This is a genomic window from Pseudomonas sp. N40(2020), from assembly GCF_014472415.1.
In the GTDB taxonomy this organism is placed as follows: Bacteria; Pseudomonadota; Gammaproteobacteria; order Pseudomonadales; family Pseudomonadaceae; genus Aquipseudomonas.
In genome coordinates, this window is the sequence record NZ_JACSZV010000020.1 from 1 (window position 1) to 24,732 (window position 24,732).

General features: G+C 58.9%; 32 protein-coding genes. 3 read left to right on the top strand and 29 right to left on the bottom strand.

Annotated features, from left to right (window positions below):
* Positions 1 to 97 precede the first annotated feature (97 nt).
* A complete protein-coding gene (gene fpr, locus IAI51_RS14410; RefSeq protein ID WP_002554680.1) occupies positions 98 to 877 on the bottom strand; it encodes a ferredoxin-NADP reductase in 780 nt (259 codons plus the stop codon).
* A 142-nt stretch (positions 878 to 1,019) separates the two neighbouring features.
* Between fpr and IAI51_RS14415 the strand changes: the two genes are divergently transcribed.
* Entirely contained in the window at positions 1,020 to 1,946 is a 927-nt protein-coding gene (locus IAI51_RS14415) for a LysR family transcriptional regulator (protein WP_187679092.1), read from the top strand.
* On the opposite strand, the gene IAI51_RS14420 is transcribed toward IAI51_RS14415, so the two are convergent.
* From IAI51_RS14420 to IAI51_RS14430, 3 genes are all read right to left on the bottom strand, one after another.
* The gene (locus tag IAI51_RS14420; protein ID WP_129390014.1) at positions 1,943 to 2,305 is read right to left on the bottom strand and encodes a diacylglycerol kinase; all 363 of its coding nucleotides are present in this window, start codon (positions 2,303 to 2,305) and stop codon (positions 1,943 to 1,945) included. The genes IAI51_RS14415 and IAI51_RS14420 overlap by 4 nt on opposite strands.
* 74 nt (positions 2,306 to 2,379) lie before the next feature.
* Positions 2,380 to 3,030: a response regulator transcription factor ErdR gene (erdR, locus tag IAI51_RS14425; RefSeq protein WP_042557931.1), complete on the bottom strand. Its 651-nt coding sequence runs from the start codon at positions 3,028 to 3,030 to the stop codon at positions 2,380 to 2,382.
* A 222-nt stretch (positions 3,031 to 3,252) separates the two neighbouring features.
* Positions 3,253 to 3,999: a tRNA-uridine aminocarboxypropyltransferase gene (locus IAI51_RS14430; protein ID WP_187679093.1), complete on the bottom strand. Its 747-nt coding sequence runs from the start codon at positions 3,997 to 3,999 to the stop codon at positions 3,253 to 3,255.
* A gap of 189 nt (positions 4,000 to 4,188) precedes the next feature.
* On the opposite strand from IAI51_RS14430, the gene IAI51_RS14435 reads away from it, so the two are divergent.
* A complete protein-coding gene (locus tag IAI51_RS14435) occupies positions 4,189 to 4,614 on the top strand; it encodes a PA3611 family quorum-sensing-regulated virulence factor (protein WP_187679094.1) in 426 nt (141 codons plus the stop codon).
* Here IAI51_RS14435 and IAI51_RS14440 read toward each other — a convergent pair whose 3' ends face one another.
* Positions 4,615 to 4,809 carry a hypothetical protein gene (locus IAI51_RS14440; RefSeq protein ID WP_187679095.1) on the bottom strand — a complete coding sequence of 65 codons (195 nt, stop codon included), beginning with the start codon at positions 4,807 to 4,809 and terminating at the stop codon, positions 4,615 to 4,617.
* A 351-nt stretch (positions 4,810 to 5,160) separates the two neighbouring features.
* On the opposite strand from IAI51_RS14440, the gene IAI51_RS14445 reads away from it, so the two are divergent.
* Positions 5,161 to 6,279, top strand: a complete 1,119-nt coding sequence (locus IAI51_RS14445; protein WP_187679096.1) for an LOG family protein — start codon at positions 5,161 to 5,163, stop codon at positions 6,277 to 6,279.
* A 56-nt stretch (positions 6,280 to 6,335) separates the two neighbouring features.
* Here the strand turns inward: IAI51_RS14445 and recX are convergent, their stop codons facing one another.
* The 24 genes from recX to IAI51_RS14565 form a co-directional block, all read right to left on the bottom strand.
* The gene (gene recX / locus IAI51_RS14450) at positions 6,336 to 6,803 is read right to left on the bottom strand and encodes a recombination regulator RecX (RefSeq protein WP_187679097.1); all 468 of its coding nucleotides are present in this window, start codon (positions 6,801 to 6,803) and stop codon (positions 6,336 to 6,338) included.
* Between the two features lie 9 nt (positions 6,804 to 6,812).
* Positions 6,813 to 7,871: a recombinase RecA gene (recA, locus tag IAI51_RS14455; protein ID WP_187679098.1), complete on the bottom strand. Its 1,059-nt coding sequence runs from the start codon at positions 7,869 to 7,871 to the stop codon at positions 6,813 to 6,815.
* 83 nt (positions 7,872 to 7,954) lie between these two features.
* On the bottom strand, positions 7,955 to 8,455 hold the full coding sequence (locus IAI51_RS14460; RefSeq protein WP_187679099.1) for a CinA family protein: 501 nt from the start codon (positions 8,453 to 8,455) through the stop codon (positions 7,955 to 7,957).
* Positions 8,456 to 8,582: 127 nt separating this feature from the next.
* Positions 8,583 to 8,798 carry a lysis system o-spanin lipoprotein Rz1 gene (gene rz1 / locus IAI51_RS28265; RefSeq protein ID WP_410458007.1) on the bottom strand — a complete coding sequence of 72 codons (216 nt, stop codon included), beginning with the start codon at positions 8,796 to 8,798 and terminating at the stop codon, positions 8,583 to 8,585.
* A 222-nt stretch (positions 8,799 to 9,020) separates the two neighbouring features.
* A complete protein-coding gene (locus IAI51_RS14470; RefSeq protein WP_187679101.1) occupies positions 9,021 to 9,587 on the bottom strand; it encodes a glycoside hydrolase family 19 protein in 567 nt (188 codons plus the stop codon).
* Between the two features lie 33 nt (positions 9,588 to 9,620).
* Positions 9,621 to 9,839, bottom strand: coding sequence for a hypothetical protein (locus IAI51_RS14475; RefSeq protein ID WP_187679102.1), 219 nt, complete (start codon positions 9,837 to 9,839; stop codon positions 9,621 to 9,623).
* Positions 9,840 to 9,848: 9 nt separating this feature from the next.
* Entirely contained in the window at positions 9,849 to 11,051 is a 1,203-nt protein-coding gene (locus IAI51_RS14480) for a carbohydrate-binding protein CenC (protein ID WP_187679103.1), read from the bottom strand.
* A 56-nt stretch (positions 11,052 to 11,107) separates the two neighbouring features.
* Entirely contained in the window at positions 11,108 to 11,548 is a 441-nt protein-coding gene (locus IAI51_RS14485) for a phage tail assembly chaperone (RefSeq protein ID WP_187679104.1), read from the bottom strand.
* A gap of 2 nt (positions 11,549 to 11,550) precedes the next feature.
* Positions 11,551 to 12,471, bottom strand: coding sequence for a phage tail protein (locus IAI51_RS14490; RefSeq protein ID WP_187679105.1), 921 nt, complete (start codon positions 12,469 to 12,471; stop codon positions 11,551 to 11,553).
* Between the two features lie 39 nt (positions 12,472 to 12,510).
* On the bottom strand, positions 12,511 to 12,978 hold the full coding sequence (locus tag IAI51_RS14495; RefSeq protein ID WP_187679106.1) for a phage tail assembly chaperone: 468 nt from the start codon (positions 12,976 to 12,978) through the stop codon (positions 12,511 to 12,513).
* On the bottom strand, positions 12,978 to 13,904 hold the full coding sequence (locus IAI51_RS14500; protein WP_187679107.1) for a hypothetical protein: 927 nt from the start codon (positions 13,902 to 13,904) through the stop codon (positions 12,978 to 12,980). The genes IAI51_RS14495 and IAI51_RS14500 overlap by 1 nt, the downstream gene beginning before the upstream one ends.
* A gap of 22 nt (positions 13,905 to 13,926) precedes the next feature.
* Positions 13,927 to 14,493: a tail fiber assembly protein gene (locus tag IAI51_RS14505; protein ID WP_187679108.1), complete on the bottom strand. Its 567-nt coding sequence runs from the start codon at positions 14,491 to 14,493 to the stop codon at positions 13,927 to 13,929.
* Between the two features lie 7 nt (positions 14,494 to 14,500).
* Complete coding sequence (locus tag IAI51_RS14510) at positions 14,501 to 15,580, bottom strand: tail fiber protein (protein ID WP_187679109.1); 1,080 nt, start codon at positions 15,578 to 15,580, stop codon at positions 14,501 to 14,503.
* A gap of 129 nt (positions 15,581 to 15,709) precedes the next feature.
* Complete coding sequence (locus IAI51_RS14515) at positions 15,710 to 16,225, bottom strand: phage tail protein (RefSeq protein ID WP_187679110.1); 516 nt, start codon at positions 16,223 to 16,225, stop codon at positions 15,710 to 15,712.
* On the bottom strand, positions 16,222 to 17,373 hold the full coding sequence (locus IAI51_RS14520) for a phage tail protein (RefSeq protein WP_187679111.1): 1,152 nt from the start codon (positions 17,371 to 17,373) through the stop codon (positions 16,222 to 16,224). Before IAI51_RS14520 ends, IAI51_RS14515 begins: the two co-directional genes overlap by 4 nt.
* Positions 17,374 to 17,384: 11 nt before the next feature.
* Positions 17,385 to 17,984: a YmfQ family protein gene (locus tag IAI51_RS14525; RefSeq protein ID WP_187679112.1), complete on the bottom strand. Its 600-nt coding sequence runs from the start codon at positions 17,982 to 17,984 to the stop codon at positions 17,385 to 17,387.
* Positions 17,972 to 19,018 (bottom strand): baseplate J/gp47 family protein, encoded by a 1,047-nt coding sequence (locus tag IAI51_RS14530; protein WP_187679113.1) that lies wholly within the window; start codon positions 19,016 to 19,018, stop codon positions 17,972 to 17,974. Before IAI51_RS14530 ends, IAI51_RS14525 begins: the two co-directional genes overlap by 13 nt.
* A complete protein-coding gene (locus IAI51_RS14535; RefSeq protein ID WP_187679114.1) occupies positions 19,008 to 19,406 on the bottom strand; it encodes a phage GP46 family protein in 399 nt (132 codons plus the stop codon). Before IAI51_RS14535 ends, IAI51_RS14530 begins: the two co-directional genes overlap by 11 nt.
* A complete protein-coding gene (locus IAI51_RS14540) occupies positions 19,406 to 19,915 on the bottom strand; it encodes a phage baseplate assembly protein V (protein ID WP_187679115.1) in 510 nt (169 codons plus the stop codon). Before IAI51_RS14540 ends, IAI51_RS14535 begins: the two co-directional genes overlap by 1 nt.
* A gap of 135 nt (positions 19,916 to 20,050) precedes the next feature.
* Positions 20,051 to 21,100: a phage baseplate assembly protein gene (locus IAI51_RS14545; RefSeq protein ID WP_187679116.1), complete on the bottom strand. Its 1,050-nt coding sequence runs from the start codon at positions 21,098 to 21,100 to the stop codon at positions 20,051 to 20,053.
* Positions 21,101 to 21,103: 3 nt separating this feature from the next.
* The gene (locus IAI51_RS14550) at positions 21,104 to 22,339 is read right to left on the bottom strand and encodes a DNA circularization protein (RefSeq protein WP_187679117.1); all 1,236 of its coding nucleotides are present in this window, start codon (positions 22,337 to 22,339) and stop codon (positions 21,104 to 21,106) included.
* On the bottom strand, positions 22,326 to 23,906 hold the full coding sequence (locus IAI51_RS14555) for a phage tail protein (RefSeq protein WP_187679118.1): 1,581 nt from the start codon (positions 23,904 to 23,906) through the stop codon (positions 22,326 to 22,328). The genes IAI51_RS14550 and IAI51_RS14555 overlap by 14 nt, the downstream gene beginning before the upstream one ends.
* Positions 23,907 to 24,036: 130 nt before the next feature.
* Positions 24,037 to 24,333: a phage tail assembly protein gene (locus tag IAI51_RS14560; RefSeq protein WP_007908778.1), complete on the bottom strand. Its 297-nt coding sequence runs from the start codon at positions 24,331 to 24,333 to the stop codon at positions 24,037 to 24,039.
* Complete coding sequence (locus IAI51_RS14565) at positions 24,330 to 24,677, bottom strand: phage tail tube protein (protein WP_007908779.1); 348 nt, start codon at positions 24,675 to 24,677, stop codon at positions 24,330 to 24,332. The genes IAI51_RS14560 and IAI51_RS14565 overlap by 4 nt, the downstream gene beginning before the upstream one ends.
* Between the last annotated feature and the right edge of the window lie 55 nt (positions 24,678 to 24,732).

Sequence of the window (24,732 nt, forward strand, 5' to 3'; positions counted from 1 at the left end):
AAAGATCGCAGCCTGCGGCAGCTCCTACAGGTGAATGTCGCGGGCATAAAAAAGCCCCCATTGCCAATTCAGACAATGGGGGCTTTTTCAGTGGGGCTTACTTCTCGACGAACGCACGCTCGATCAGGTAGTCACCCGGCTCGCGCATACGCGGCGACACGGTCAGGCCGAAGCTGTTGAGCACTTCGCTGGTCTCGTCGAGCATGCTCGGGCTGCCGCACAACATGGCGCGGTCGTCCTGCGGGTTGATCGGCGGCAGGCCGATGTCGCTGAACAGTTTGCCGCTGCGCATCAGATCGGTCAGACGACCTTCGTTCTCGAAAGGCTCGCGAGTGACGGTCGGGTAGTAAATCAGCTTGTCGCGCAGCGCTTCGCCGAAGAACTCGTTTTGCGGCAGGTGCTCGGTGATGAATTCGCGGTAAGCAACTTCGTTCACGTAACGCACGCCGTGGCACAGGATGACTTTTTCGAAACGCTCGTAGGTTTCCGGATCCTGGATCACACTCATGAACGGCGCCAGACCGGTACCGGTGCTGAGCAGGTAAAGGTGTTTGCCAGGCTTCAAATCATCCAGCACCAGCGTGCCCGTAGGCTTTTTGCTGATGATGATCTCGTCGCCTTCCTTCAGATGCTGCAACTGGGAGGTCAGCGGGCCATCAGGTACTTTGATGCTGAAGAATTCCAGATGCTCTTCCCAGTTCGGGCTGGCAATCGAGTAAGCGCGCATAAGCGGGCGGCCGTTTGGCTGTTGCAGGCCGATCATCACGAACTGCCCGTTCTCGAAGCGCAGGCCCGGATCGCGGGTGCACTTGAAGCTGAACAGGGTATCGTTCCAGTGATGAACACTGAGGACACGCTCGTGGTTCATGTTGCTCATGTACGTTTGACTCCTGGATATTGGCTCTGCGCTTGCTCTGGGCTGAATAAATGCCGATGGTGCGCAATTGCATCGCATTCTAATAGCGCCGACAATATCTGTTAACTGGATTATTAAGATAAGGGTTATCGGTTATATCGATATGCGATTTACTCTCCGTCAACTGCAAGTCTTCGTCGCTGTCGCCCAGCAGGAAAGCGTATCCCGTGCTGCGGGTCTGCTCAACCTCTCGCAATCGGCGGCAAGCACCTCGATCACCGAACTGGAGCGCCAGTCCAGCTGCCAGCTGTTCGACCGTGCCGGCAAACGGCTGAGCCTCAACGCCCTCGGTAAACAGCTACTGCCGCAAGCCGTGGCGCTGCTGGATCAGTCCAAGGAAATCGAAGACCTGCTCAACGGCAAATCCGGTTTCGGTTCGCTGTCGGTGGGCGCAACGCTGACCATCGGCAACTACCTGGCAACCCTGCTGATCGGCAGTTTCATGCAGCGCCACCCGGAAAGTCAGGTGAAGCTGCACGTGCAGAACACTGCCAATATCGTGCAACAAGTCGCTCACTACGAAATTGATCTGGGTCTAATCGAAGGCGATTGCAGCCACCCGGACATCGAAGTGCAGAGCTGGGTCGAGGATGAGCTGGTGGTGTTTTGCGCGCCGCAGCATCCGCTGGCCAAACGCGGCAGCGCGACCATGGAAGAGTTGACGCATGAAGCGTGGATTCTGCGCGAACAGGGTTCCGGCACGCGCCTGACCTTCGATCAGGCCATGCGTCACCATCGCAGTGCGCTGAATATCCGTCTGGAGCTGGAGCACACCGAAGCGATCAAACGCGCGGTGGAGTCGGGGCTGGGGATTGGCTGTATCTCGCGGCTGGCGCTACGTGATGCCTTCCGCCGTGGGAGTCTGGTGCCTGTGGAGACGCCGGATCTGGATCTGGCGCGGCAGTTCTACTTCATTTGGCACAAGCAGAAATACCAGACCTCGGCCATGCGCGAGTTTCTCGATCTGTGCCGCGCTTTCACCGCCGGTGTGCAGCGCAGCGACGAGATCGTCTTGCCCACTATCGCTTAAAGCAGAATCACCGCCCAAACCAGAGCGATCATGGTCAAGGCCACGAATTGCGCGGCGCTGCCCATGTCCTTGGCGTTCTTGGACAGTGGGTGCAGTTCCAGGGAGATGCGGTCAATGGCCGCTTCCACCGCCGAGTTCAGCAACTCGACGATCAGCGCCAGCAAGCACACGGCGATCAACAGCGCCTGTTCGACGCGGCTGACATTGAGGAAGAACGTCAGCGGAATCAGCACTACATTAAGCAGCACCAGTTGGCGGAACGCCGCTTCACCGGTGAAGGCTGCACGCAGACCGTCCAGCGAGTAACCGGAAGCGTTGAGGATGCGTTTCAGGCCGGTCTGGCCCTTGAAAGGTGACATAAAGTGGAAACCAACTGAAAAGGAGTGAGAAAGCTAGATCAACGAAAGTCAAAAAAGCGTGAATACGCCAATAGTTATTGGCTCGGAATTGACTCAAGTTGTTGCAGCAGTAAAGCCGCTTGCGTGCGAGTACGCACATTCAACTTGCGAAAGATCGCTGTGACGTGGGCCTTGATGGTCGCTTCCGACACGCTCAATTCATAGGCGATCTGCTTGTTCAGCAAGCCTTCGCAGACCATGGTCAGCACGCGAAACTGTTGCGGAGTCAGGCTGGCGAGGCCATCACTGGCAGCCTTCGCTTCGGCGGAAACGCTGACCGCTTCGAACGCCTGCGGCGGCCAGAACACATCGCCATCGAGCACTTTGCGCACCGCTTCCTGAATCACGCTCAGGTCGCTGGACTTGGGAATAAAGCCACTGGCACCGAATTCACGGGATTTGACCATCACCGAGGCTTCTTCCTGCGCCGAGACCATCACCACGGGAATCTGCGGGTATTGACCGCGCAACATCACCAGCCCGGAAAACCCGAACGCGCCAGGCATATTCAGATCCAACAGGACCAGATCCCAATCAGCTTTTTCGGTGAGACGGGTTTCCAGTTCGGCGATGCTCGCCACTTCCACCAGCCGGACGTCCGGGCCAAGGCCCAGCGTCACCGCTTGATGCAGGGCGCTACGAAACAGGGGGTGATCATCGGCAATCAGGATGTCGTATGTGGCCATTTTTCAAATGATCCTGTTTTTGATGGCTGACCCGGTGTATTCGGGGTTCGCCAAAGCAACTCAAGATGCGCGTTTAAGCGGCATCCACAGGGGCACGTTCAACGCCAATAACCAGCAAACACGGCGTTTCAAACCTTGGCCGCACCCTAATCGGCGCCAAGCATGCCCAGCGAAGACGGGGTGGTCAAGCAGCACGGCCGCCGCCGCGTACAGTATGGGCCACTATTGGGCCAACTCCGGCTGCGGCTTTCGTATATAGGGTTGCAACTCGGCGTGAGCAGGCGTGGATTCATTCATGTCCAGCTGCTGTTTGGCGCCCAGATAATGCTGGCTGAACACGTCGAAATAGGCGTCCAGCGCCGAGGCCGCGTCACTGTCACCCGCCAGTTCCAGGCACAGCGCCGCGACCTCGGCGGTGCACAGGTGCTCGCTACGGGTCGAACGACGCAAGCGGTAGCGCGAAAGTTTGTCAGGCAACAGGCTGAGGATCGGCAGGCTGTCGAAGTACGGGCTCTTGCGGAAGATCTTCCGCGCTTCGGTCCAGGTCGCGTCCAGCAGAATGAACAGCGGCCGCTTGCTGTTATCGAGGGCAACGGTATTCGTCACGCGCGACGGCTCGACGTATTCGCCGGGAAACACCAGATACGGCTGCCATTGCGGGTCGTTGAGCAGCGCCAGCATCTGCGGGTCCGGCTCGGTGCGCGACCAGATGAACGCGTGGTTATCGCGCACCACATCGGCAATCAGCCAACCGGTATTGCTCGGTTTGAACACTTCCTTGCCGGTCATGATCAGGCACACGCCGGAACGGGTTTCCACGCTTGGCCGCCAGGCGCACAGGCAATGACTGATGATCACCCGGCAGTCGCGACAACGTTCGGAGCGAAAGCCCCGGGCCTGAATCGGCTTGATGCCCTCGTCCTCGCGCTGATCGCGCAGGCGGGCTACGGCGTTGGGGGCATGGTTCATCGCAGGCAAGGCCGGCAGACAGGGAAACTCGACACGAACAACACTCGGCAGGGCAATAAAGGTCGGCAGTTTACCAGAGCAACGGGCACAAGCCTGTACCGTCCAGACCGGCTCCCCTATAATTCGCCGCCACTGAACGCACAGTCACGTGGCTGGTCGAACCACCAGTCACTGAACCAGGAGAGTTTCATGCTGCGCCTTATCGTTCCCACCGCTGCCATTCTGCTGGCGTCGTCCTTCACCGCTCAGGCTGCGTCCTTGAGTGAGCAGAATCTGAACAGAGAGCTGCGCAACGTCGCCGCCCAAAGCAGCGTCGGCACGCCTCGGGCAATCAATGAAGACATTCTTGATCAGGGCTACACCGTTGAAGGCACTCAGTTGATCAACCACCTGAGCGTGCAAAAGAGCCACGCCGACAAGATGCGTGCTGATCCGAAAGCCGTGTATTTCCAGCTCGGCGCCTCGGTCTGCAACAACCCGTCGTACCGCAAGCTGATGGCTAAAGGCGCGGTCATGCGTTACGACTTCACTGAAGTGAAAACCAATAAGGCGATCGGCTCCGCCAGCTATCAGGACTCGGATTGCCCGAAAGCCGCCCCGGCGAAGAAGAAGTAATCATCGCGAGTTGGCGCGCCGTTGTTCATCTTCGGCGCGCAGTTCGGCCACCAGTGCCTGTAAATAACGCGAACGGCGTTCCCCGCCTGCCAACCTGCGGCAGCACTCCTCTTCGAGACTCACTTGGTTGTTCTCGGCCGATGCTTTCAACATCCGATACAGCTGCGTATCGATCTCCAGAATCACTCTGGTCATGTTCCCTCGCCTCCTTGCCACCCGCAAATCCTTGAATCGCATGCACCTTGCGTATGGTGATTGACGCAAAATTTGCATGGTGCCTGTCTGAGAGTTAATCAGAGGGTTTGCCGTCCGGCACACGTTCGGACGAGCGGTGGTGCAATTGGCTGAAAAACAATAAGCAGTTGCCAGTCAGGACTTTGCAGCGCAATGATCAAGTCAGCGCAAATGCGTGCAAGGGTCTAGATTCAAAGTATTCCCGCTCACTTGTTCAAGGCAGAAAAGGAACTGCCGATTGTGTGTTTTTTTGCAGCGCGGCACTGACGCCGCTAATCAGGGCCACCCGCTCTGTGCAGAAGGAGACGTTGAATGCCTTACCAACCGAATGACCTGCTCAGCCGTCATTTTCAGGAAAGCGGCCCCGACCTCATCAGCCAGGTTGAAGAGCAACTCAACCGTGTTTCACCCAACAGTCCGAATATTCCCATCTATCGCGACATGATCCTGACCGTGCTGCGCATGGCCCAGGAAGACCACAACCGCTGGAACGCCAAGATCACCCTGCAAGCTTTGCGCGAGCTGGAGCAGGCGTTTCGCGTATTGGAGCAATTCAAGGGGCGGCGCAAAGTCACCGTGTTCGGCTCGGCGCGCACGCCAGTCGAACATCCTCTCTATGCGATGGCTCGGGAACTCGGTGCGGCGTTGACGCGTTCGGACATGATGGTCATCACCGGTGCCGGTGGCGGCATCATGGCCGCCGCGCATGAAGGTGCCGGACGTGATCACAGCCTCGGGTTCAACATCACCCTGCCCTTCGAGCAACATGCCAATCCGACGGTGGGCGGCACAGGTAATCTGTTGCCCTTCCACTTCTTCTTCACCCGCAAGCTGTTCTTCGTCAAGGAAGCTGATGCATTGGTGCTGTGCCCGGGCGGGTTCGGCACGCTGGACGAAGCACTGGAAGTGCTGACGCTGATCCAGACCGGCAAAAGCCCACTGGTGCCGGTGGTCTTGCTGGATGCGCCGGGAGGCACGTTCTGGCAGGGGGCGATGGATTTCATCCACCAGCAACTGGCGGACAATCACTACATTTTGCCAACCGACACGAAGCTGATGCGGTTGGTGTACACCGTCGAGGAAGCGGTGGAACAGATCACCCAGTTCTACAGCAACTTCCACTCCAGCCGCTGGCTCAAGCGCCAATTCGTGATCCGCATGAATCACAAACTCAGCGACCAGGCGCTGGAACATATGCAGGAAGCCTTTGCCGATCTGTGCCTGAGCGACCAGTTCCATCAACACGCCTACGCCGGCGAAGAACACGATGAAGCGCAGTTCAGCCACCTGACGCGGTTGGCCTTTGCTTTCAACGCCCGGAATCACGGGCGTTTGAGGGAGCTGGTGGACTACATCAACTTGCCGGACAACTGGGCCGACTCCAAACCACCGACCGCGCAACGCAGCCGAGAACCGTCGAAAGTCATTTAAAAGGCAAAAAAAAACGGCCCGCTATTTTCATAGCGGGCCGTTTTTGTTTAACCGTTTTAATCGTCCATCCCTCTGCCGCTGAACAAGCGGTTGATCATCTCCATCGAGAAACCTCGATAGGCCAGGAAGCGGCCTTGCTTGGCTCGCTCCTTGGCATCAATCGGTAAGTGCCCGGAGAATTTCCGCTGCCACGTTTCCTTAAGTTGCTCCTGCCAACTGATACCGCTTTCGCGCAGGGCGAGTTCGATATCGGCACGTTGCAAACCACGCTGGCTGAGTTCCTCGCGGATTCGCAGAGGGCCATAGCCGGAACGCGCTCGGTAGGAAACAAAGCTTTCAAGATAACGGGCTTCGGAAAGCAGCCCCTCTTCCGTCAAACGGTCGAGGGCTGTTTCGATCATCTCCGCCTCAGCGCCGCGCTGACGCAGTTTACGCGTCAGTTCGACTCGACCGTGCTCGCGACGTGCGAGCAGGTCCATGGCGGTTCGTCGCACCGCGACGAGGGTATCGAGTACAAGAGTCATTCAAAAACTTCAAACGTCGATGTCGGCCTCGGCCATATCGTCGACCTTGTCACGGGTCGCCAAAGCCTTAACGTCTGCTGCTGGCGCCAGCAGCTTGTCACGCAGTTGCTTCTCGAGCTTGGCGGCGATTTCCGGATTGTCTGCCAGGAACTTGGCCGAGTTGGCCTTGCCCTGACCGATCTTGGTGCCTTCGTAGGCATACCAGGCGCCGGATTTTTCTACGAAGCCGTGCAGTACACCCAGGTCGATCATCTCGCCGTTGAGGTAGATGCCCTTGCCGTAAAGAATCTGGAACTCGGCCTGACGGAACGGCGAAGCCACTTTGTTCTTCACAACCTTGACGCGGGTTTCGCTGCCGACCACTTCGTCGCCTTCCTTCACCGCGCCGGTACGGCGGATGTCGAGACGAACCGATGCGTAGAACTTCAGCGCGTTACCACCGGTGGTGGTTTCCGGGCTACCGAACATCACGCCGATCTTCATGCGGATCTGGTTGATGAAGATCACCAGGCAGTTGGCGTTCTTGATGTTACCGGTGATTTTACGCAGCGCCTGGGACATCAGTCGGGCTTGCAGGCCCACGTGCATGTCGCCCATTTCGCCTTCGATTTCAGCCTTCGGCACCAGTGCAGCCACGGAGTCGACGATGATCACGTCAACGGCGTTGGAGCGCACCAGCATGTCGGTGATTTCCAGGGCTTGTTCGCCAGTGTCCGGCTGGGAAACCAGCAGGTCGTCGACGTTTACGCCCAGTTTGCCGGCGTACTCAGGGTCGAGGGCGTGTTCGGCGTCGACGAATGCGCAGGTCGCACCGGCTTTTTGAGCCTGGGCGATCACGGACAGTGTCAGTGTGGTTTTACCGGAAGATTCAGGACCGTAGATTTCAACGATACGGCCTTTTGGCAGGCCGCCAATGCCGAGTGCAATGTCCAGACCCAGAGAGCCAGTGGAGATGGATGGGATCGCCTGACGGTCTTGATCGCCCATACGCATTACGGCACCCTTGCCGAATTGACGTTCGATCTGACCCAGGGCCGCAGCCAAGGCTTTCTTCTTGTTGTCGTCCATTAAAGTCCTCACGTAATCAATAAGGCCTGACGGCCAACACCTGTATAAGTAGCCAGTATTATTCCACAGCGTTCGCGGATCGCCTACCCCTGATTTTCGATTTCTCTTGCCGCTAGTCGCAGGAGCCCCTCTAGCGCGGCCTTCACCGTTTGTCGGCGGACTTCATCGCGGTTGCCGGGAAAGTGCTGCACCTCGCTGGAAACCACATCGTCGACACCCCAGGCCAGCCACACCGTGCCCACCGGTTTGTTCGGCGTGCCGCCGTCGGGGCCGGCCACGCCGCTGACCGCCACGGCGAACCGTGCCAGGCTTTTCTCCTGAGCGCCGCCCACCATCGCCTCGACCACTTCGCGACTGACCGCCCCCACCGTGCCGAACAGCTCGGCCGGCACGTTGAGCTGCTGGGTTTTCTGCCGGTTGGAATAGGTCACGTAACCGGCCTCGAACCACGCCGAGCTGCCCGGTATCCGCGTAATGGCTTCGGCAATGCCGCCGCCGGTGCAGGATTCGGCCGTAGTGACGTGGGCATTGAGCACTTGCAGACGTCGGCCAAGTTCGGCGGCCAGTTGAGTGATCTCTTTCACGGTGCGCTCCGGATCGGGTGGAATGGGTCCCACCGTACACGAGCCGGTTGCGCTTTCAATACACAAGCTTATTCAAAATGTGCGGGCGCCAATGCTCTGACATAGGCCTGACAGGCCTGCAAGGCAATCAGTCCGCGGTCGCCGGTGTCGGTGATGGCGACAATTCGTTGAGCATGCGCCGGGTCAAGTCGGGCGCGTACGGTTGCATGATCCACGCCGCCGGTGCCGGCGGTGGTTGGCACCGTACAGCCGGCGGCAACGTCGCCGGCGTCGAGAAGGACTGACAGGCGCACATCAGCAGTGGCAAGACGATCGCGCAGGCGATCCTGATCACGTTGGGCATCGGTCATGGCTCGATAATGGTTTTGTTCACTGGCCGCGAGCCGTTGCTCAAGGGCCAGACGTTTATCCTGCTCGGTCTGTTGTGTGGTGGCAGCGGCAATGGTCTGTTGATTAAGGGCTTCAGCGTTTAAACGAGCCTGCTCGGCCAACTGCCGACCATAGCGCCAGTCCTGAAACTGCCAGGCCAGCGCCGCTGCCCCCAAGGCCAGTAATACAACGCCGATCACTCGCCAGGGGATTGGCATAGCACCGCCCTCGCCCGCGCCCAGATTTCCAGACGATCCTGCAAACCGTTCAACCCGCCGTTGATACGCCGGGTGATCGTGTTGAACTGGTCGCGGTCGGCGAGTTCGTTCAAGCCGTTCTTTTCCCAGAACCATGCGGCGGATTCGGCGGCCCATTGCGGTTGTTCCAACAGTTCTGGCAAGGACAGCAACCGTTCGTCACCGAACAAGCCGAGGCTGCATTGGCGATAGTTGGCGCGACCGGTGATCTGGATCAGCCCGCGACCGCGGTACTTTTGGCCATCGCCATCGGCCTCAGGCGTGTTGCCCAGCCGTAACGCCAAGGTGCCGGTGTCGTATTTGCTCAGGTACTGGTTGTTGCCCAACTCGCGCACGTACCGCAACTGGCCCGACTCGTGACCGATTTGCGCGAGGAATGCAGCGATACGTTTGGGCGTATCGATACGACGGTTAGCCATGGCGCTGTTGAGCGCAGAAACAAAAACGCCCGCTTGGGTGCGGGCGTTGGGCATGATGTTGATAAGGTTGTTTTCAGTTATTTGCATAATGCGTAATCCTCCCTGGATGATCGGATTGAATCATGGTTGAGCACTAATGCCTGCCAGCCATTTTTTTGCCAGAGTTTTCACGGAGCTGTCCGGAGCAGCCTTTTCGAGTGATTCATTCAAAGGCAGGACCTGTCCGCCTGAGAGCAACCAATCCTGATACTCAAGCCAGTCGCGATTGGTCGGATCCTGCGGGATAAACGCTGAATCACTCACACGCAGCACGCCACACATCGTCAGTTGATAACCCATGTTGCACTCCTAGAGTTCAGCATCTGCTGTCCATTCAATCTGCAAGCCGTTGCCGGGCTGGCTGTTTACAGGCGTCACGGTGCCAACTGCGAAACTACGCTGTGTCACACTTTGTACAATTGTTCCCGTGCAGGCAGCTCCAATCGAGTAGTTCCAAACCTGGTTACTAACATTTGCAGGGCAATAGAGCACGACAGTAGGCTGTACTCTCTTTTGCACCTGCATGTCTACGGCCATACCGTATTGACCGACATTTGCAGCCGCTGCCTGGGTAAACGTGACAATGCATGTACCCGTGCCATTGTTCGCGCGAATCGTTAAACGGTCGGCAAAAGACTTCTCGAAATAGCGCCGACAAAGCACGAATTCTTCAGCCATAGGGCGGTACTCGAATGGCGTGGAGACTGGTCCCTCCTCCAACTGCACTCTTGCCAGATCAACTGTTTGCAAGACGTTCAGCGGAAGATCGAAAGCAAGTCTCAGGCAATCATTCGCACCGAGCATTTTTCCCGCAATTACCGGCACCTGAAACGTTGCGGTGTATCTGGCCCAGGCGGTGCTCAATTGAAAGACGTCGACCGCTTTCACAACGGCTTCCGAACCGCCAGCCCCAAAAAACTGGCCTATCGTCACCTTCAACGGCCGTGCGGCATCGGATCGCGCCCAAAAGGTCACAGTGGCGGTTTTCCCGGCCAATGCTCTGACCGATTCAATGCTCTGGGAAACTGTATGCGTGGTCGCACCGACACCCGCCGTGGTTTGTTGCCAGCGCAAAAAATAGCTCGGCTCGCCGGACACTTCTGCCTGGCCGGGGGCGAAGTCCTGGCGAGAGATGGTCACGGCGGCATTGCCATTCCAGTCACAGCGAAAACGGTCGGCTACATAACCGCCAATACTTGGCCCTTGGTTGGTCGTACCACGCTGCCAGATATCGAATCCACCATTGATCAACAAATTCCTGCGGTACACCTGCACCGGAAACTGTTGCAACGGATCGGGCCTGGACAATTGCCGGATAGCCTGAGCCAATTGATCAGTCTGTTGCTCGTCCGGTTTCAAACCAGCCGCGATAATCGCGCTGAGTATTTCCTGAGTAACACTATTGCCCCAGACCGCCGGAATCAGCGATCCCGGCGTTCCGGCTATCGCATCTTCATCAACAAACTTGCCGTCGACCAGACCGGAGCTGGCGACACTTCTTGGATAATCCACGTTAGTTTTTCCTTGTGAGTTTGTACTTCTAGAGTGACTGGAAAAGGGTAAACAGCTCAGCCGTTCGCCCGCAGCAAACCTTCCAGCCAATCAGGCTCCACTGGACGCGAATGTGCACTCGGGAAGTCAGGATCGTTTGGCCAGTCGCGCAAGGCTTGCCGATATGCCAGCAGTTGTTTGAACTCCTCGACTTGCAGCGTCGTGCCCTCACCAACTTCCAGTTCTTCCGCATCACGAAACACCAGCCACTGGGTGCTTTGCAGCTCGTGGTTGCGCCATGAGCGCTCTTGACTGGCGAGCGCTTCCGGGGAGACGGCCCGCTCGATCAGAACAGGCTGACCACTGGCGCTAGCACTGATCACTTTGCCGCTTGCCTGCCCGGTGAACAGCTCACTGTATTGAGCACGAGTGATTTCTACCGCCCCCTCGGGCAGCTCTGAACCTGGGCTTTCGACATGATCGAATCCCAGTGTTTGCGCGTAAAAGTAAATAGCCATGCTTAATACCCCCAAACCAGAATGCGCCCAGATATTCCCGGCTCGGGCTTTACGCTTGAAGCCATGACATTGCGCACCCGAGCGGCAGCTGTCGACGTCGTGGAATTCGCCCCGTCAAACGCCCAAACGGTCACGTTGGAGCTGCCCCAGCCTGCCGGATAACCTTCATTGGCGACGCCACCCAGAACGGCATTGGGAAACCTGATCGGCAAGGACACCGACAGGTTGCCATTCGCATCGGATCCCCCCGTCGCCCACTGCAAGATCAAACCGCTGGGAAACTTTTGATATCCCGCCGCGGCGAACTGCGACGCGTAGTTAGCTGAATACTTCAGGGTAGCGGTGCCATAAACCACCCACACACCGGACTCTCTGACAAAGTTTGCGCTCTCACCGCTGTTCATCACGATCGTGCTCAGATAAGCCCCTTGAGGACTGATCTGCGTGCCGCTTTTACTGGCCACCGTGACCGGGGCGCTGTTGCGGCAATGCAGGCTGATCGTGGCGCCGCTCGGCACCGTGCCCGCATCCGGCAGTATCACGGTGTAAGCCGCGTTGCCACCCAGACCGATCGAGCAGCCGACATCTGTCAGCGTCAACTGGGCAGAACCGGAGATACCCCGCGCGCTTGCATAATTCCCCAGCGCCCGTTGCACAAATTCGGAGGTTGCCGCCGTACGTCCGCTATCAAATTGTGGTGCAGTCATGAACAACGCCGGGCTACGCAGTGCAGCAAGCAACTGATTACTGGACGCCTCATTCGGCGTCATCGCCGCCGCTTGCACGACGTTGAGAATTTCCTGCGTGACACTGTTGCCCCAGGTCGCAGGAATCAGCGAACCGGGTTTACCGGCAATCGGATCCTCATCGGCAAACTGTCCATTGACCAGTCCGACACTGGGCACACTCTTGGGATAGTCCAAGGTTCATCTCCTTACTTAAAAACACATCTGGAACGGGAGTCAGACGATAAGACCGGCGAGCCATGCAGGCACTGAAGGCCGGGAAATGGCTGAAGGGAAATGGCTTGACTCGGGCCAGTCACGCAAAGCCTGCCGGTACTCAAGCAGTTCCAGATATTGCTGGGCCTTCAGCGTCGTACCGTGGCCGAGTTCCTGTTCATCGCGATGACGCGTCACCCACCACTCTGTGGATGACAGGCTGGACTGACGCCAGGTACGAGCCGCTGATACAGGCTCTTGTTCGTCGGCTGCGAGTGTTGTTGGAACAACTGGTTTGTCAGGTTCAGGCTGCCCTGAGCTGAGCGGTCGTAATTCGCCAATTGAGGCGCCGATTTCGACTTCTGTACCTTCCTGAACCGGCACCATCGACTCGACAAAAGCCGGGGCGAACAGTTGGGTAATCAGGTAGTCACCGGTCTCGATCAGTTCGACCGCGACGCCGTTTTCCACTCGTGCATAACGGGCCATTATTCGTACTCCCAGATTTCACAGAAGGCGTTGCCGCCGACACCACTAAGGACAGAGACGGACGCACTGGTTGAACAGGAACCACTGCCACCCGAACCTCGTCCTCCTGAAGTGCCAGGCCCACTGAGGCCCATCAACGGTCCACCGCCATCAAACGGGCTCGCCCCTCCCCCGCCCGCCAATACGCCCCAATTGGCGTTGTACATGGCATAGCCACCGCCGATTCCTCGTGCGTTGGCGAGGTTACCGCCCGTGACGGCTTGCCCTCCGGCACCACCCTGAACGAAGCCCACTGCCGTGGCTGTCACTGGGAGGGTCAGGACTTGCCCGCCCATGCCACCCGAGGCGCTCATGTAGCTGCCAAAAGAAGCGCCACCGCCGGCCTGCCCCATCGCGTTACGTGAAGCACCACCCGCACCCAGCGAAACAGGCACGCCGGCCATCATTTCCGCGGTCACGTCATACAGGCTCTCGGCATAGGCACCACCACCACCGCCACCGCCAATAGCGTGATAACCCGCAGCCACCGGTGCACACCCACCACCGGAACCCCCCGCCCCCACCAACCGCACACGAATGCGTTTGGCCCTGGGATTGGGCTTGTAAACCGTGATCCCGACCGTCTCGATCTGCCTGACCGCCAGCAGTCGCCCCACCGCATCAGTGATGCCGTAACCCGCCAGCGTGGTCGGGGTATTTTTCAGTTTGTTGAAGTCGACCAGCGCGCCAATGGCGGTTGCCAACTGGTCGGTTTTCGCCTCATCCGGCGTCAGCCCGGCGGCCTTGATGGCATTGAGAATTTCTTGCGTGACACTGTTTCCCCACTCGGCGGGGATCAACGATCCCGGAGTTCCGGCGACAGGATTTTCATCGACGAAACTGCCGTTGACCAAGCCGACACCGGGGATGCTTTTTGGATAGTCCACTGTTTTACTCCCTGTGCAGCAATCAGCTGTCTACGGTTGCGCCAGGTGCGGTCGGCCAAGTGATTTCCTCAGGGAAACCAGCCTGCTTTTCGATGCGGTTGAGTTCAACGCTGTATAGCTTCCATTCGAGCAGCAGCAACTGTTCGTCATGGCTGGCATCATCGATGTCTTCGGCGTATTGCAGAGGGGCGATGCGCAGGACAGCATCACGAAGTAACGTGTCTCGCAAGCGCAATACATCGACCTTGATCGCAGATATGCGCGCGGTTTCATCGAGTTTCCAAGTGTTGTCGATCCAGAAGTAACCGTCTCCCGGCCACGGCTCGGCAGTGAGTTCGTCTGGTAACTCTCCCGGCTCACTCCAAATCTGCTTTTCTCCGTTTTCCTTCCGATACACCACTCCTCGGCGGTCTATCACCTCACGGGGAACGTTATTCACCAGCGTCCAGACGCGGCCACTTTCAGGCGCAGGCAATTCGAATGAAAGTTGAACGGCATTACTCGGTAGTTGGACACCGAGGCCGGGCGTAACCGCAAGCTCAATAGGGCCACTCAAGAAGCCCAAGTGATCAATCAGATAATTAAACATGGGCACCTCAGATAAGTTTGATTCGACCCGGATAGGCAATATTTCGAGGACGCGTGATACCGCCATGGTTCAGCAACTCAGAGTCTGCGATTGGCGTAACCGGCGCGGCAGGTGTGATGTATTTGACCGTCGCACCTGCGTAATCGGCGTAGTTGCCCATGTCGAGACCCAGCTGGGTCTTCTGGGAAATGATGTGTGTCGCGAACAAAATATTGTCGGCAATGCCATTGTCGCCCTGAACCAAAGAGCCTTTTTGCCAAGACCCCGGTGCACGCCCGGTATCGACCAGACCGCCTTCGGCCAGTACGCGTAAAAACTCGCCACGGGCTTCTGGCAGACGAAAAGTCGTGGCTCCGTCTCCAGGCGTCCACGCACCACCTCGATCAGCCTCCGAACGCAACATGCCCGACTGCTGCGCGTGATCCCAGAGCCATGGCCATTCCGAGCGATTCAGTAACGATCCATTCAGCGCGGCATAACCACCAGGCAGTACTGCCAGCGTGGTCTCAAAGGCGATGTACCCGAGTGAAGATCCGTCCAGACGACCGACTGGCCACCAATTTCCCGCTATATCGCTGCGCAAATGCCACCAGTCACCCGCTCCCATCAAAACGAGAAACGGATAACCCGAAGCATTCAGGTGAGTGTGAAACTTGATCACATCGCCGCTTGAGCTTTGCACGACCAAGCGATTACCACTGTTATCGACACGCCGCACAATGACGTCACGTACCCCTAAGCTGGCATTGGCTGGCGGCAGACGTACACTCAGTGATCCGGCCCCGGCATCGATCAAAACCAGACCAAGCTCTTCACCGGTCAACAACCTCGAGGTGCCTACCCGCGTGATAACCGAACGCATCGGGCTGGCATTACCGACAATCGCCTGAATCGCTTTGAACAACTGATTGTTGTCCCCTTCAGAAGCCACCAGCCCGCCACCGATAATCACACTCAGGATCTCCTGAGTCACACTGTTACCCCACACCGCCGGAATCAACGATCCCGGCGTTCCCGCCACCGGGTTTTCATCGACGAAGCGGCCATCGACCAGGCCGACGCTGGGGACGCTTTTTGGATAATCCATAGGTCTTTCATTCCTCTGAAATACAAATGAACCGCGTCCCGAGCGCTGCCATTGCAACCTCGTCCACGGTCTGTTTCCGAAAATAAAAAGCCCACGATGAAGTGGGCTTGGGTGACGCTGATTGGCGGCTCAACCGGCCTGTTGGCTGACCAGTTCGCGAATCGCCGCAATCGCCTCATCGGCAGCGCTGCGAGCCAGTTCGACCTTGCCTTTGGCTGCCTGAGTACGAATCTGTGTTTTCGCCTTCAGGCGCAACGTGCGCAGGGTCAGCAAATGATCGGTGAGCTGATCAGCCTTGCCGAGAATCTGATCCGCAGCCTGTCTAGCTGTGCGTCCTTTGATGCCCCAGGCAGCGACCGACAGCGGCACTTCCTTTTTCGGGTAACCGGCGTCCTGATAGGCCTGAGCGTCGGCGGCGGCCTGGGCGTATTCCATGGCTTTGAGTGGATCGCCGGCCAGTTGCGTACGAGCGTTGTCAGCGGCTGCATCGACTTTGCTGCACAAGCGTTCGGCTTCCTGCTGTTCCAGCTCGGCGACTCTGGCGGAATTCAGCTCCCACTTTTCACCAGTCCAATCATGAGCAGCAGAAGGTTGTGCCGGGCGCAGACCTTCCTCGAACTGATGCAGTTCTTGAATGATGATCATCGGATCAACTCCCATGAAAAGTTCACGTTCACGGCAGCAGAGAAATTAACCGCGATACCGTTAGCGTAATCGGTCGGCCCGACACTCTTGAGCCCCATGCTGAACAGCAATTCGTCACTGGCGGCATTGGCTGCGCCCCACGTGTGTTCGGCCTGGTACGCCTGCCACAGCGAGCGTAATTCGTTATGGTCGAAGCTGGCGGTCAATGTCGAAACCGTTGTATCGCTGACCACGTTGCTGGAGAAAATCAGCACCGAGGCGCCTGGGGTTGCCCAGCCATCCCAGTTGCCAGAGGTGCCTACAGTCGGATTCAGGTAGCAGTAATTGCCTCCCAACCAACCCGTCGGCGCAAAGCTCACACTGGTGATGCCGGTGGGATGCGGCGTGGGGTTACCCACCACCAATCGCGCCGCCCGGGCATGCGGATCAAGTGGCAAATAAACCACCCCATTGCCATTGACCGTCTGCGTCCAAGACAAGCGACTTCGGTTGTAGATCGCTCTGACAATGGGAATAGAACCCGGTCCTGCCGTGACGACCCACGCCAGACAGATATCCAGCGGCGTGGACTGAAAACCACCCCCCGCAGCCGCATTGACCGTGCCCTTCAAACCTTCCGGCGTAGCGTCATAGACCGTTCCGCGCTGCATGTAAAAGGTCAGCGCGCCACCGATTACCTGAGCCCGCAAAAAATAGCCGGTGCTTGGCAGCAAATCGGGGCTGCTCCATACCGGAGTGGTAAATGTGCGCGAACGTCCCAACTGCCCAGCGACCACTTCCTGGCCGAGGCTGATCAGCACGCCAGCCGGAATCGAGATCCGCCCGCCACTGGTGGCAACCGCTGCTGGCGTGATCGCCAGACGACCATCCGGCGTTGCAACCGTGGCAGTCGGCAAAGACCCGATCGGCAACGCCGAATCCAGATTCCAACCCTTGGCCGAAACACTCTGGATCGCCTGCAACAACTGATCGTATTTCTTCTCGTCCGGCGTCAAATCCCCGGCCTTGATCACGTTGAGAATTTCCTGCGTAACGCCATTCCCCCACTCCGCCGGAATCAAAGACCCCGGCGTCCCCATCAACGGGTTCTCATCAACAAACTTCCCATTCACCAACCCGGCGCTGGGCACACTGTTCGGATAATCCATCCCATCACTCCCTAGTCATAATTGATGTGCACCTTGGTATGCGCCGGCGCACTGCGGTGGATCAGGCATTCCAGCGCCGAGCCCGGGTTCACGCCGAAACGCTCCCCCCAATAGCTCGCGCCAAACCGCCGACCAAGCAGCAAGCGCCCGCCGGTATTCAGCGTCCACATGAACTGCGCTTCCCAAGTACCGAAATGCGCAGCACCGAACCGTGCACGGCCCATGCGTGGGGCTTCGTGTTCGGTGATGCTGGCGTTGGGGTAGCCCTGGCTTTTGGCGATTTCGAGGTAGTAGCCGACGGCCTGGCTGCCGACCGCGAGCAAGCGGCGGCGCACGGCGAGGCGGCGGTCATCGAACAATGGCGTGGCGCCGAGGCATGGGTCGGGCAGGTTCATCACCCGCTCCCAGTCCGGCACCAGTTCGCTGACGCCGGCCGGGTCCATTTCGTTGAGCAGGTCGGCGGCGCGGGCGTCGAGGCGGGCCAGTTCGACGGCGACGCCTTGCAGCACTTCCTCCAGTTCCGGCACTTGTTCCGGGTCCCATGCGGGACCTGCAGGCAACAGCGCACGCAACTGCGCCTGATATTGCGCGGCGGTTCTTATGCCCCCCATACGCAACCTCCGAAGGTCAGCAGTTCACTTTGCCCGGCCGGCACGTCAGCCGAAGGCGCGGTGAGCGTGTGATCGTATTCGCCACCAGCGCTGCTGATAGCTTCGCGGATATGGCTGATCAGCAACGGCACGCCGAGGTCGGCCTCGCGGTTATGCAGATCACGCAACTGCGCTTCTACAGCTGCGCGTACAGCGGTGGTGTCCGGGTTGACGCTTTTGAAGCGATACACCACCGGCACCTGAATCGGTCGCTGCACATGCACTTCGGCGGTGACCGGGCGCAGCGGTTCGATGTAGTCCTGAACCTCTGCCAGTTGCTCGTCGTTGGGCACCGGTTGCGGATCTTCGTCGCGCATGATGAACACCGTCACTGTGCCCGGCCCGAGCAAGCCGCCACGGCACCAGGCGCGGGTCACGCCCGGCACTTCCAGCGCCCAGGTTTCGTAGTCGCTGGCCGAGCCGCCATGGGGAATGACGCGATAGGAACGAATCACCCGCGAGCGCAGCGATTCCAGGCTTTCGCGCGCCACGCCGCCACTGAGCCCCGGCGCCAAGACGATGAAGCTGTTGCCGACGATGCCGGCGATCGGTTGTACCGGAGTCAGCGCCAGACCCGCGTCGGCATTGCCCAGGCTGCCGGCATCCAGTGCAGCGATGGCGGTGCTGTTGCTGCCATTCACCGTGGTGCGCGAAGCGGTGACTTTGTAAGTACGACCGTCGCTCGATTGCAGCAACGTATCGACGTCGAGCACCGCACCGGCGGTCGCAGTAAAACTGACGCTGCCGGTGGCCACTTGCGCGGGTTTGCGTGGCTGGTTCAGGCGCAGTGCAGCGATGCGTTCCAGGGTCGATTCATCGGCCTTGTCCGGCAGGATCTGCTCGGCAATCCAGTCGAGATAACCGTACAGGCCATAAGCGGCGCCACCTAAGGTGCGGGCCAGCACTTGCGCATCGGACTGGCGCAGCGAATCGCCGGCCAGGTCGCTTTGGGTGCGCTTGATCAGCACCGGTAGCGAAGGGGTTTCAAACGGCATAGATCACCTGCCAACTGTTATCGGGGTTGATGTCCAGACGTTCACCGTCGGCCAGGGTCAGGACCGTGCGCAGGTTCAAGCGCTGGGCGTCGAGGCGTTCGCTGATGATGTCGATGGCGCTGCAGTGGCCGTCGTCGATCAGCCATTGCAAGGCTTCACGGGCATAGAACTCGGCATCCATCTGGGTCTGTCGGGTCAGCTTGACCCGGCGCAACAGCCACAGCCGCGAGCCGATGCGGTCGTCGGCGACGGTGGGAAAGGTGTCGCCCCACCAGCCGTAGCGTTCGTCGTCGTCGAGGGCGTCGTCATCGGCGGCACGGCGCCAGGTGAACAGGCTGATGAGCACGGCACGGGTCAGCGCGGCGTGGAGGTTCTGGCTGATGAACATCACTTGCCTCCTGCCGGCGCACCGGTCTGGCCGTTGCCGGCCTGCACGCCGACGTGCACGTGTTTGATCTGGCTGATGCCGCCGGCGAGTTGATCGCCAGTGGAAACGATTTTTCCGGTCTGATTAATGACTGGTGTATCGAAGTTCACAGCGGTACTGGCGCGGATATTCAGCGTGGTGGTTTCGATGTCGATGATCCGCCCGCGCTTGAAGTGAATCTTGTCGCCCTCGTCGGTGTAGATCGCCACTTCGCCGGCGGCCAGTGATTGCAGGCGATAACGGCGGTCGGCGACTACCAGGGCGATAGCGTGGGAACGATCACCGCCGAGGAAGGTGACGACGCCCTCGGCGCCAGCCAGCGGGTGGCTGGTGAAACCGTAGGGTTCGAAGTGCTCGAGGTCGTCGTTGACTTCCCCGGCGGTGAGGCGCATTTGCAGCGATTGCAGCTTGGATGCCGAATTGGCGAGCACGACAGTGCCGCGCGCCAGCAGGCGTGTCAGTAGGCTCATGGGGTGTCCTTCAAAAAATGGGCACGACGCGGTCAACTGTAGGAGTGAGCCTGCTCGCGATCGCGTCAGTGCAGTCGACCTTTCAGTGGCCGGTCTACCGCTATCGCGAGCAGGCTCACTCCTACAGGGGCGGTGTCAGGCCGAAGTTTTTTTCGGTGGGATTGGATCAGGATCGAAGGTATGCGGCGGCGCGACTTGCAGGGTCGTCACCGCCCCCTGCGCCGACAGTGAATAAGTCACTTTCGAAATCAGCATGTCGCCCTCAAAATCGAGCACCGGATCCGTGACCTTGACCAGCGTGTTGTGGCGCCACAGATCACCGTTGGACTGACGCCAGCCCTGCACTTGATAAGTAGTGGACTGCGCCCTGCCCATTCGGGTGGCACTTTCCCACTGGGCACGTTGCTGGGCCAACTCAAAGGTCAGCGCCGTACCTTCGTTAATGATGGTGGTGCGCCGACGCTTGAAGGTCAGATCGGCGGCGGTGGATTCAACCTCGCTGACCGCCGCCCCGCTCTTCTTATCGGAGCCTTTCTGCTGGCCGATCACCCGGTACTCGGAAAACACTTGGCTTTGATCCATCGGTGCATTGGCGGACAAAATGTTTTTGCCCAATTCCAGCGCATCACTCGCGCGGCCACCACTGCCAGGTTTGGCCAGCACCAGCCGGCCCTGCTCGTCATCGGTGGAAAATACCCGGAACAGCGAGAGCAAACGGTCGATCGATTGGAACACCGTTTCACCCGGCACGATGGTGTGCTTGGCCAGCCGCGCAGTCTCGGGGATCTCGTTGACGACCATCAGCGAGTACTCCATCGCCAGCGCCTGCACGATGGTCAGCAACGGTTGTTCCTGCCATTGACCGGGCCGGTTGGTGGCAGCGCAATCGACCAGGTCCTGAGTCTTGGAACTGCCTTCGATACTCAGGCTGATCTGCCGGCCGTCATAACGAATCGGCGCCTTGAACACGTAACCGGTGAGCACCAGATCCTTGCCGATCTTCACTTCGCACGGGTCGCCCGGTTTGATCCGCTGATCGACCGTCTGCCCCGGCCATTGCCAAGTGATGTCGAGTTTGAAGGTACGGAACTGGCGCTCCAGATCAGCGGTGATCTCGACGCTTTTCCAGCCGCCGTACTCCATGTTGTTGACCGTCAGCGTGACGCGGTTATCCATCTCGCTCATGGTTTACTCCCTGGACACTTTCACGTCGTTGGGTGAAAAGCCCGGATGGTTCATCTTGTTGCTCTGAGTCACTTGAGTCACCCGTGTGGCATCGGCAAATTGCTTGTAGGCCACGACTAGCGCCGGCAGGTTTTCCTGGAACGACTTACTGACCTGACGCACACCGGATGACGCCACTGCCTTGAGATGCGCAATCAGCGCTTCCTTCACATCATTGATTGCCTGGTGATGCTTGGGATCGGCCTTGTCCAGCATCGGATCAATTGCCGCCCCGACAGCCTTCTGAAGAGCTTTCATCTCATCGGTCACAGGCACTTCCTGACGGGTCACCGGTTGATTCGCCTGCTGAGCCAGCGAAGGTGTCGATGACAGTTTCACCGCAGGGGTCGCCACCGGCATCGACGCCACCCACTGCGCCACTTTGACCAGCAGGGTGTCCTGCACCAGATCGGCCATGGCTTGCGCCGCTGCGTTGGTGTCCTTGCCGGTGGTGATCTTCGGCGCATCAGCCTTGCGGATGGCTTCGAGTTGTTGGGACACGTCGGCAATCACGCCACGGTAGCCCTCCTTCGCGAATTCCTTGAGCTCCTTGATATCGCCGAGCAAGCCCTTGAACTCCGCCGCCACTTCCTTGGGCAGTTCCTTGACCGCTTTGACCAGTTCGGTGATCTGCCGGTATTGCTCGATCAGCGGTTTGAGCTGCTCCTTGATCACCTCATAAACCCCGGTGAGGCTGTTGCGCAGATTGGCGATGCCGATCCGCGCAGCCTTGATCAGGGTCATCGCCTGTTCGAACCGCGCTACCGCCGAACCCAGCAGCGTGTCGGCTTTCGACAACAAGACCTTCTGGGTGCTGACGGTGGCGGTCGGAAATGGCAGCGGCTGATCGGGATAGAACTTCAGCGCAAACGTCACCAACCCGCCGTCCTGGCGGGTGTGGGTCATGTCGCACTCGCCGACCTTGACTTGCAAGCGGCCGAGCCACGGATGCACCAGTTCACCACTGCCCGCCTCCAGTGCCTTGAGCAGCTTGTCGCGCTGCTCCAGGCAATCAGGGCCGATGATGAACGCCGTCAGATCGTGGGTCTTGGCCTGCTGGCCGAGGTCCTCGAAAAACGGCAGGTCACGCTGCGGGTACTCATGCAACTGACCTTTGCGACCGACCGGGGTTTTCGCCTGATCGATCCAGAACCCGACACCGCGAAAGGATGCCGGCAACAAACGGTCACGCCAGTTCATTGGAACCTCCTGCCGACAGCGAGCGATAGCCGATGCGCGAAGACAGCGCCAGGCCCGGTTGATTGGTTTGCGGTTGATCGGTACGCAGCCCCGCCGGCGCATTCTCGAAGCGCACGGTCAGGCCGCCTTCGAGTTGTGTGCGGTTGTTGGCGGCGCTTTGTTGGATCAGGGTATTGGAGGTTTGCGACAGTGAGCCGGCCTGCATAGGCGGTTTTTCCGGCAGGAGCCCCGGTGTTGCCAGGTTTCCCGGTACCGACAACTCGCTAGAGGTCGATTCACTGCTGCCCTTGAAAAACACCGGCGCCAACTCGCCTTTGCCTTCGGCATTAGTCTTCAGCTGAGCCTGAGTGAAGACATCCACGCGGGCCTTGGCATCGGCAATCAGCTCGCCGAAACCGCCGTTGAAAAACGCCTTGATCGGTGCGATGGCGTCCTGAAACTTCTGCGCCCACTTTTCGATCCAGGCGGTAACGGGTGCCCAGTTCTCGATGATTTTTTCCAGTGGCGACCAGCCCAACTGCTCTCGAATAATCGCGTACATCGCCAGGAACGGCAGCTTGATGTAATCCCAGATCGCCGTGAACACACTGACCACTCCGCCCCAGATTGCTTGAATCACCTCAAGCGGAGACCAATTGAAGAAGCCCTGAAGGAAGGCTTGCACAGGTACTGACACCGCCCTGAGCAAATCCCAGATCGATGAGAACAACCCCACCAACGGCATCCAGTTATTGATGATCAACCCTTGCGGCGAGTAGTTGAACCAGGTCTTGAAGAACTCGATCACCGGCACGGCAACAGCCTTGACGCCCTCCCACAACACAGAGAAAAACGCCGTGACTGGCCCCCAATTGCTGATCAACTGTCCCAGCGGCGTGTAGCCGAACATAGTCTTGAAAAACTCCGCCATCGGGATGACAACCGGGGCAATCTTTTGCCAGAGGCCGATGAAAAACGTCGAGATCGGTTTCCAGTAAGCCACGATCAAACCGGCGGCCAAGGCAATGCCTGTGGCAATCAGCATGATCGGGTTGGCCTTCATCACCATGCTCATGACATCGAACACCTGGGTCGCTCCGGCCACGGCGGTTTGCATCGCTGAAAACGCGATGGCCCCCGCCGCCAGCCCCTGCACCAGCTCCGGGTTGTCATCGAGCAAACTGCCGAACCCCGTCAGCATCGGCTCAAGGCCAACGACCACGGCACCGACCGCCGGCACCAGCGCGGCATTCACCGCATTGGAAACCTTCTCCATCGAAGCACTGAACACGTTCATGTTCTGCGCGGCGACTTTCGGCGCGGCGGGCAGGTCGACGGTTTTCGCCGTCTCGCTGACTTCGGTCAATTTCCCCTGAAAGGCTGCCGCCGATTTGATGCCGTCCACGAACGGCGTGATCACGCTGCCGTCCTTGAACAACCCGCTGATATCGAGTTTGCCCAGACCGGTCTGCTCGAGGTTTTTCTTGAAGCTCTCGACCTTGGCCCGAAGGGCACCGAGTTTGGGCGACAGCTCATCGATGCCAGTAATCAGCACCGAGGTTTTCGGTTTGCTATCTGTGTCTGCCATCACTGCACCTGCTGCATCGCATTGATCCGTTGCGCGTGCTCCAGCGATTCGCGGAGCACATCCAGTGGCCTGGCCATCATCTGTTCGGGGTCAACCTTCCAGAACCAGGCCAGGTCATAGGCGACTGCGATCAGGTCGGTGATGGCGCCGACGCCGCACTCATGAAAAAACTCGCAACAGCCCAGCTCAGCGCATTGAGGTCCGCCAGATCCAACTGGTTGACCGACGACGGCGGAATGCCGGCGCACACGGCGATGTATTTGGCCGCCACGTCCATGTCGAGGCTGACCTCTTCGCTCTTGTCGATCTTGTACGGCAGCGCCTTGATCGCTCGCACTTCCTGCACCGTCGGACGGCGCAGGACGAGTTCGGTCAGGGGCTCGCCGTGAGCTTCGATCGCAACCTGAAGCTTCACGGCGCCGCTCATTGCCAGGTCCCCTTGATGCCTTCGAACTTCAGTTCGATGGTGGCGTCATCGCCCTTGGAGACTGGTTCTTCAACCAGGTACGCACCGGCCAGAACATAGACTTTGCCGTTGCTGAATTCGCAGGTGACGGTGATGTCGGTGCCTTCGATCAGCTTCTTCAGCGGGAAATCGGCGGTGTGCAGCGCGGTTACTTTGAACGACGGTGCGATGTCGGTTTCCTTGTAGAAGCCGGGTACGACGGTTTCGCGTTTTACGGCCATCAGCGGGGCTTCGCAGCCGCCGTTGATAGTCAGTTGCGCGCCGTCGACCTTGACGTAGCAGGTGCCTGCAATCAGTTGACCCATGGTGTTACTCCCTTGAATAAAAAAGCCCACGCGAGGTGGGCTGAATGCTTGACGC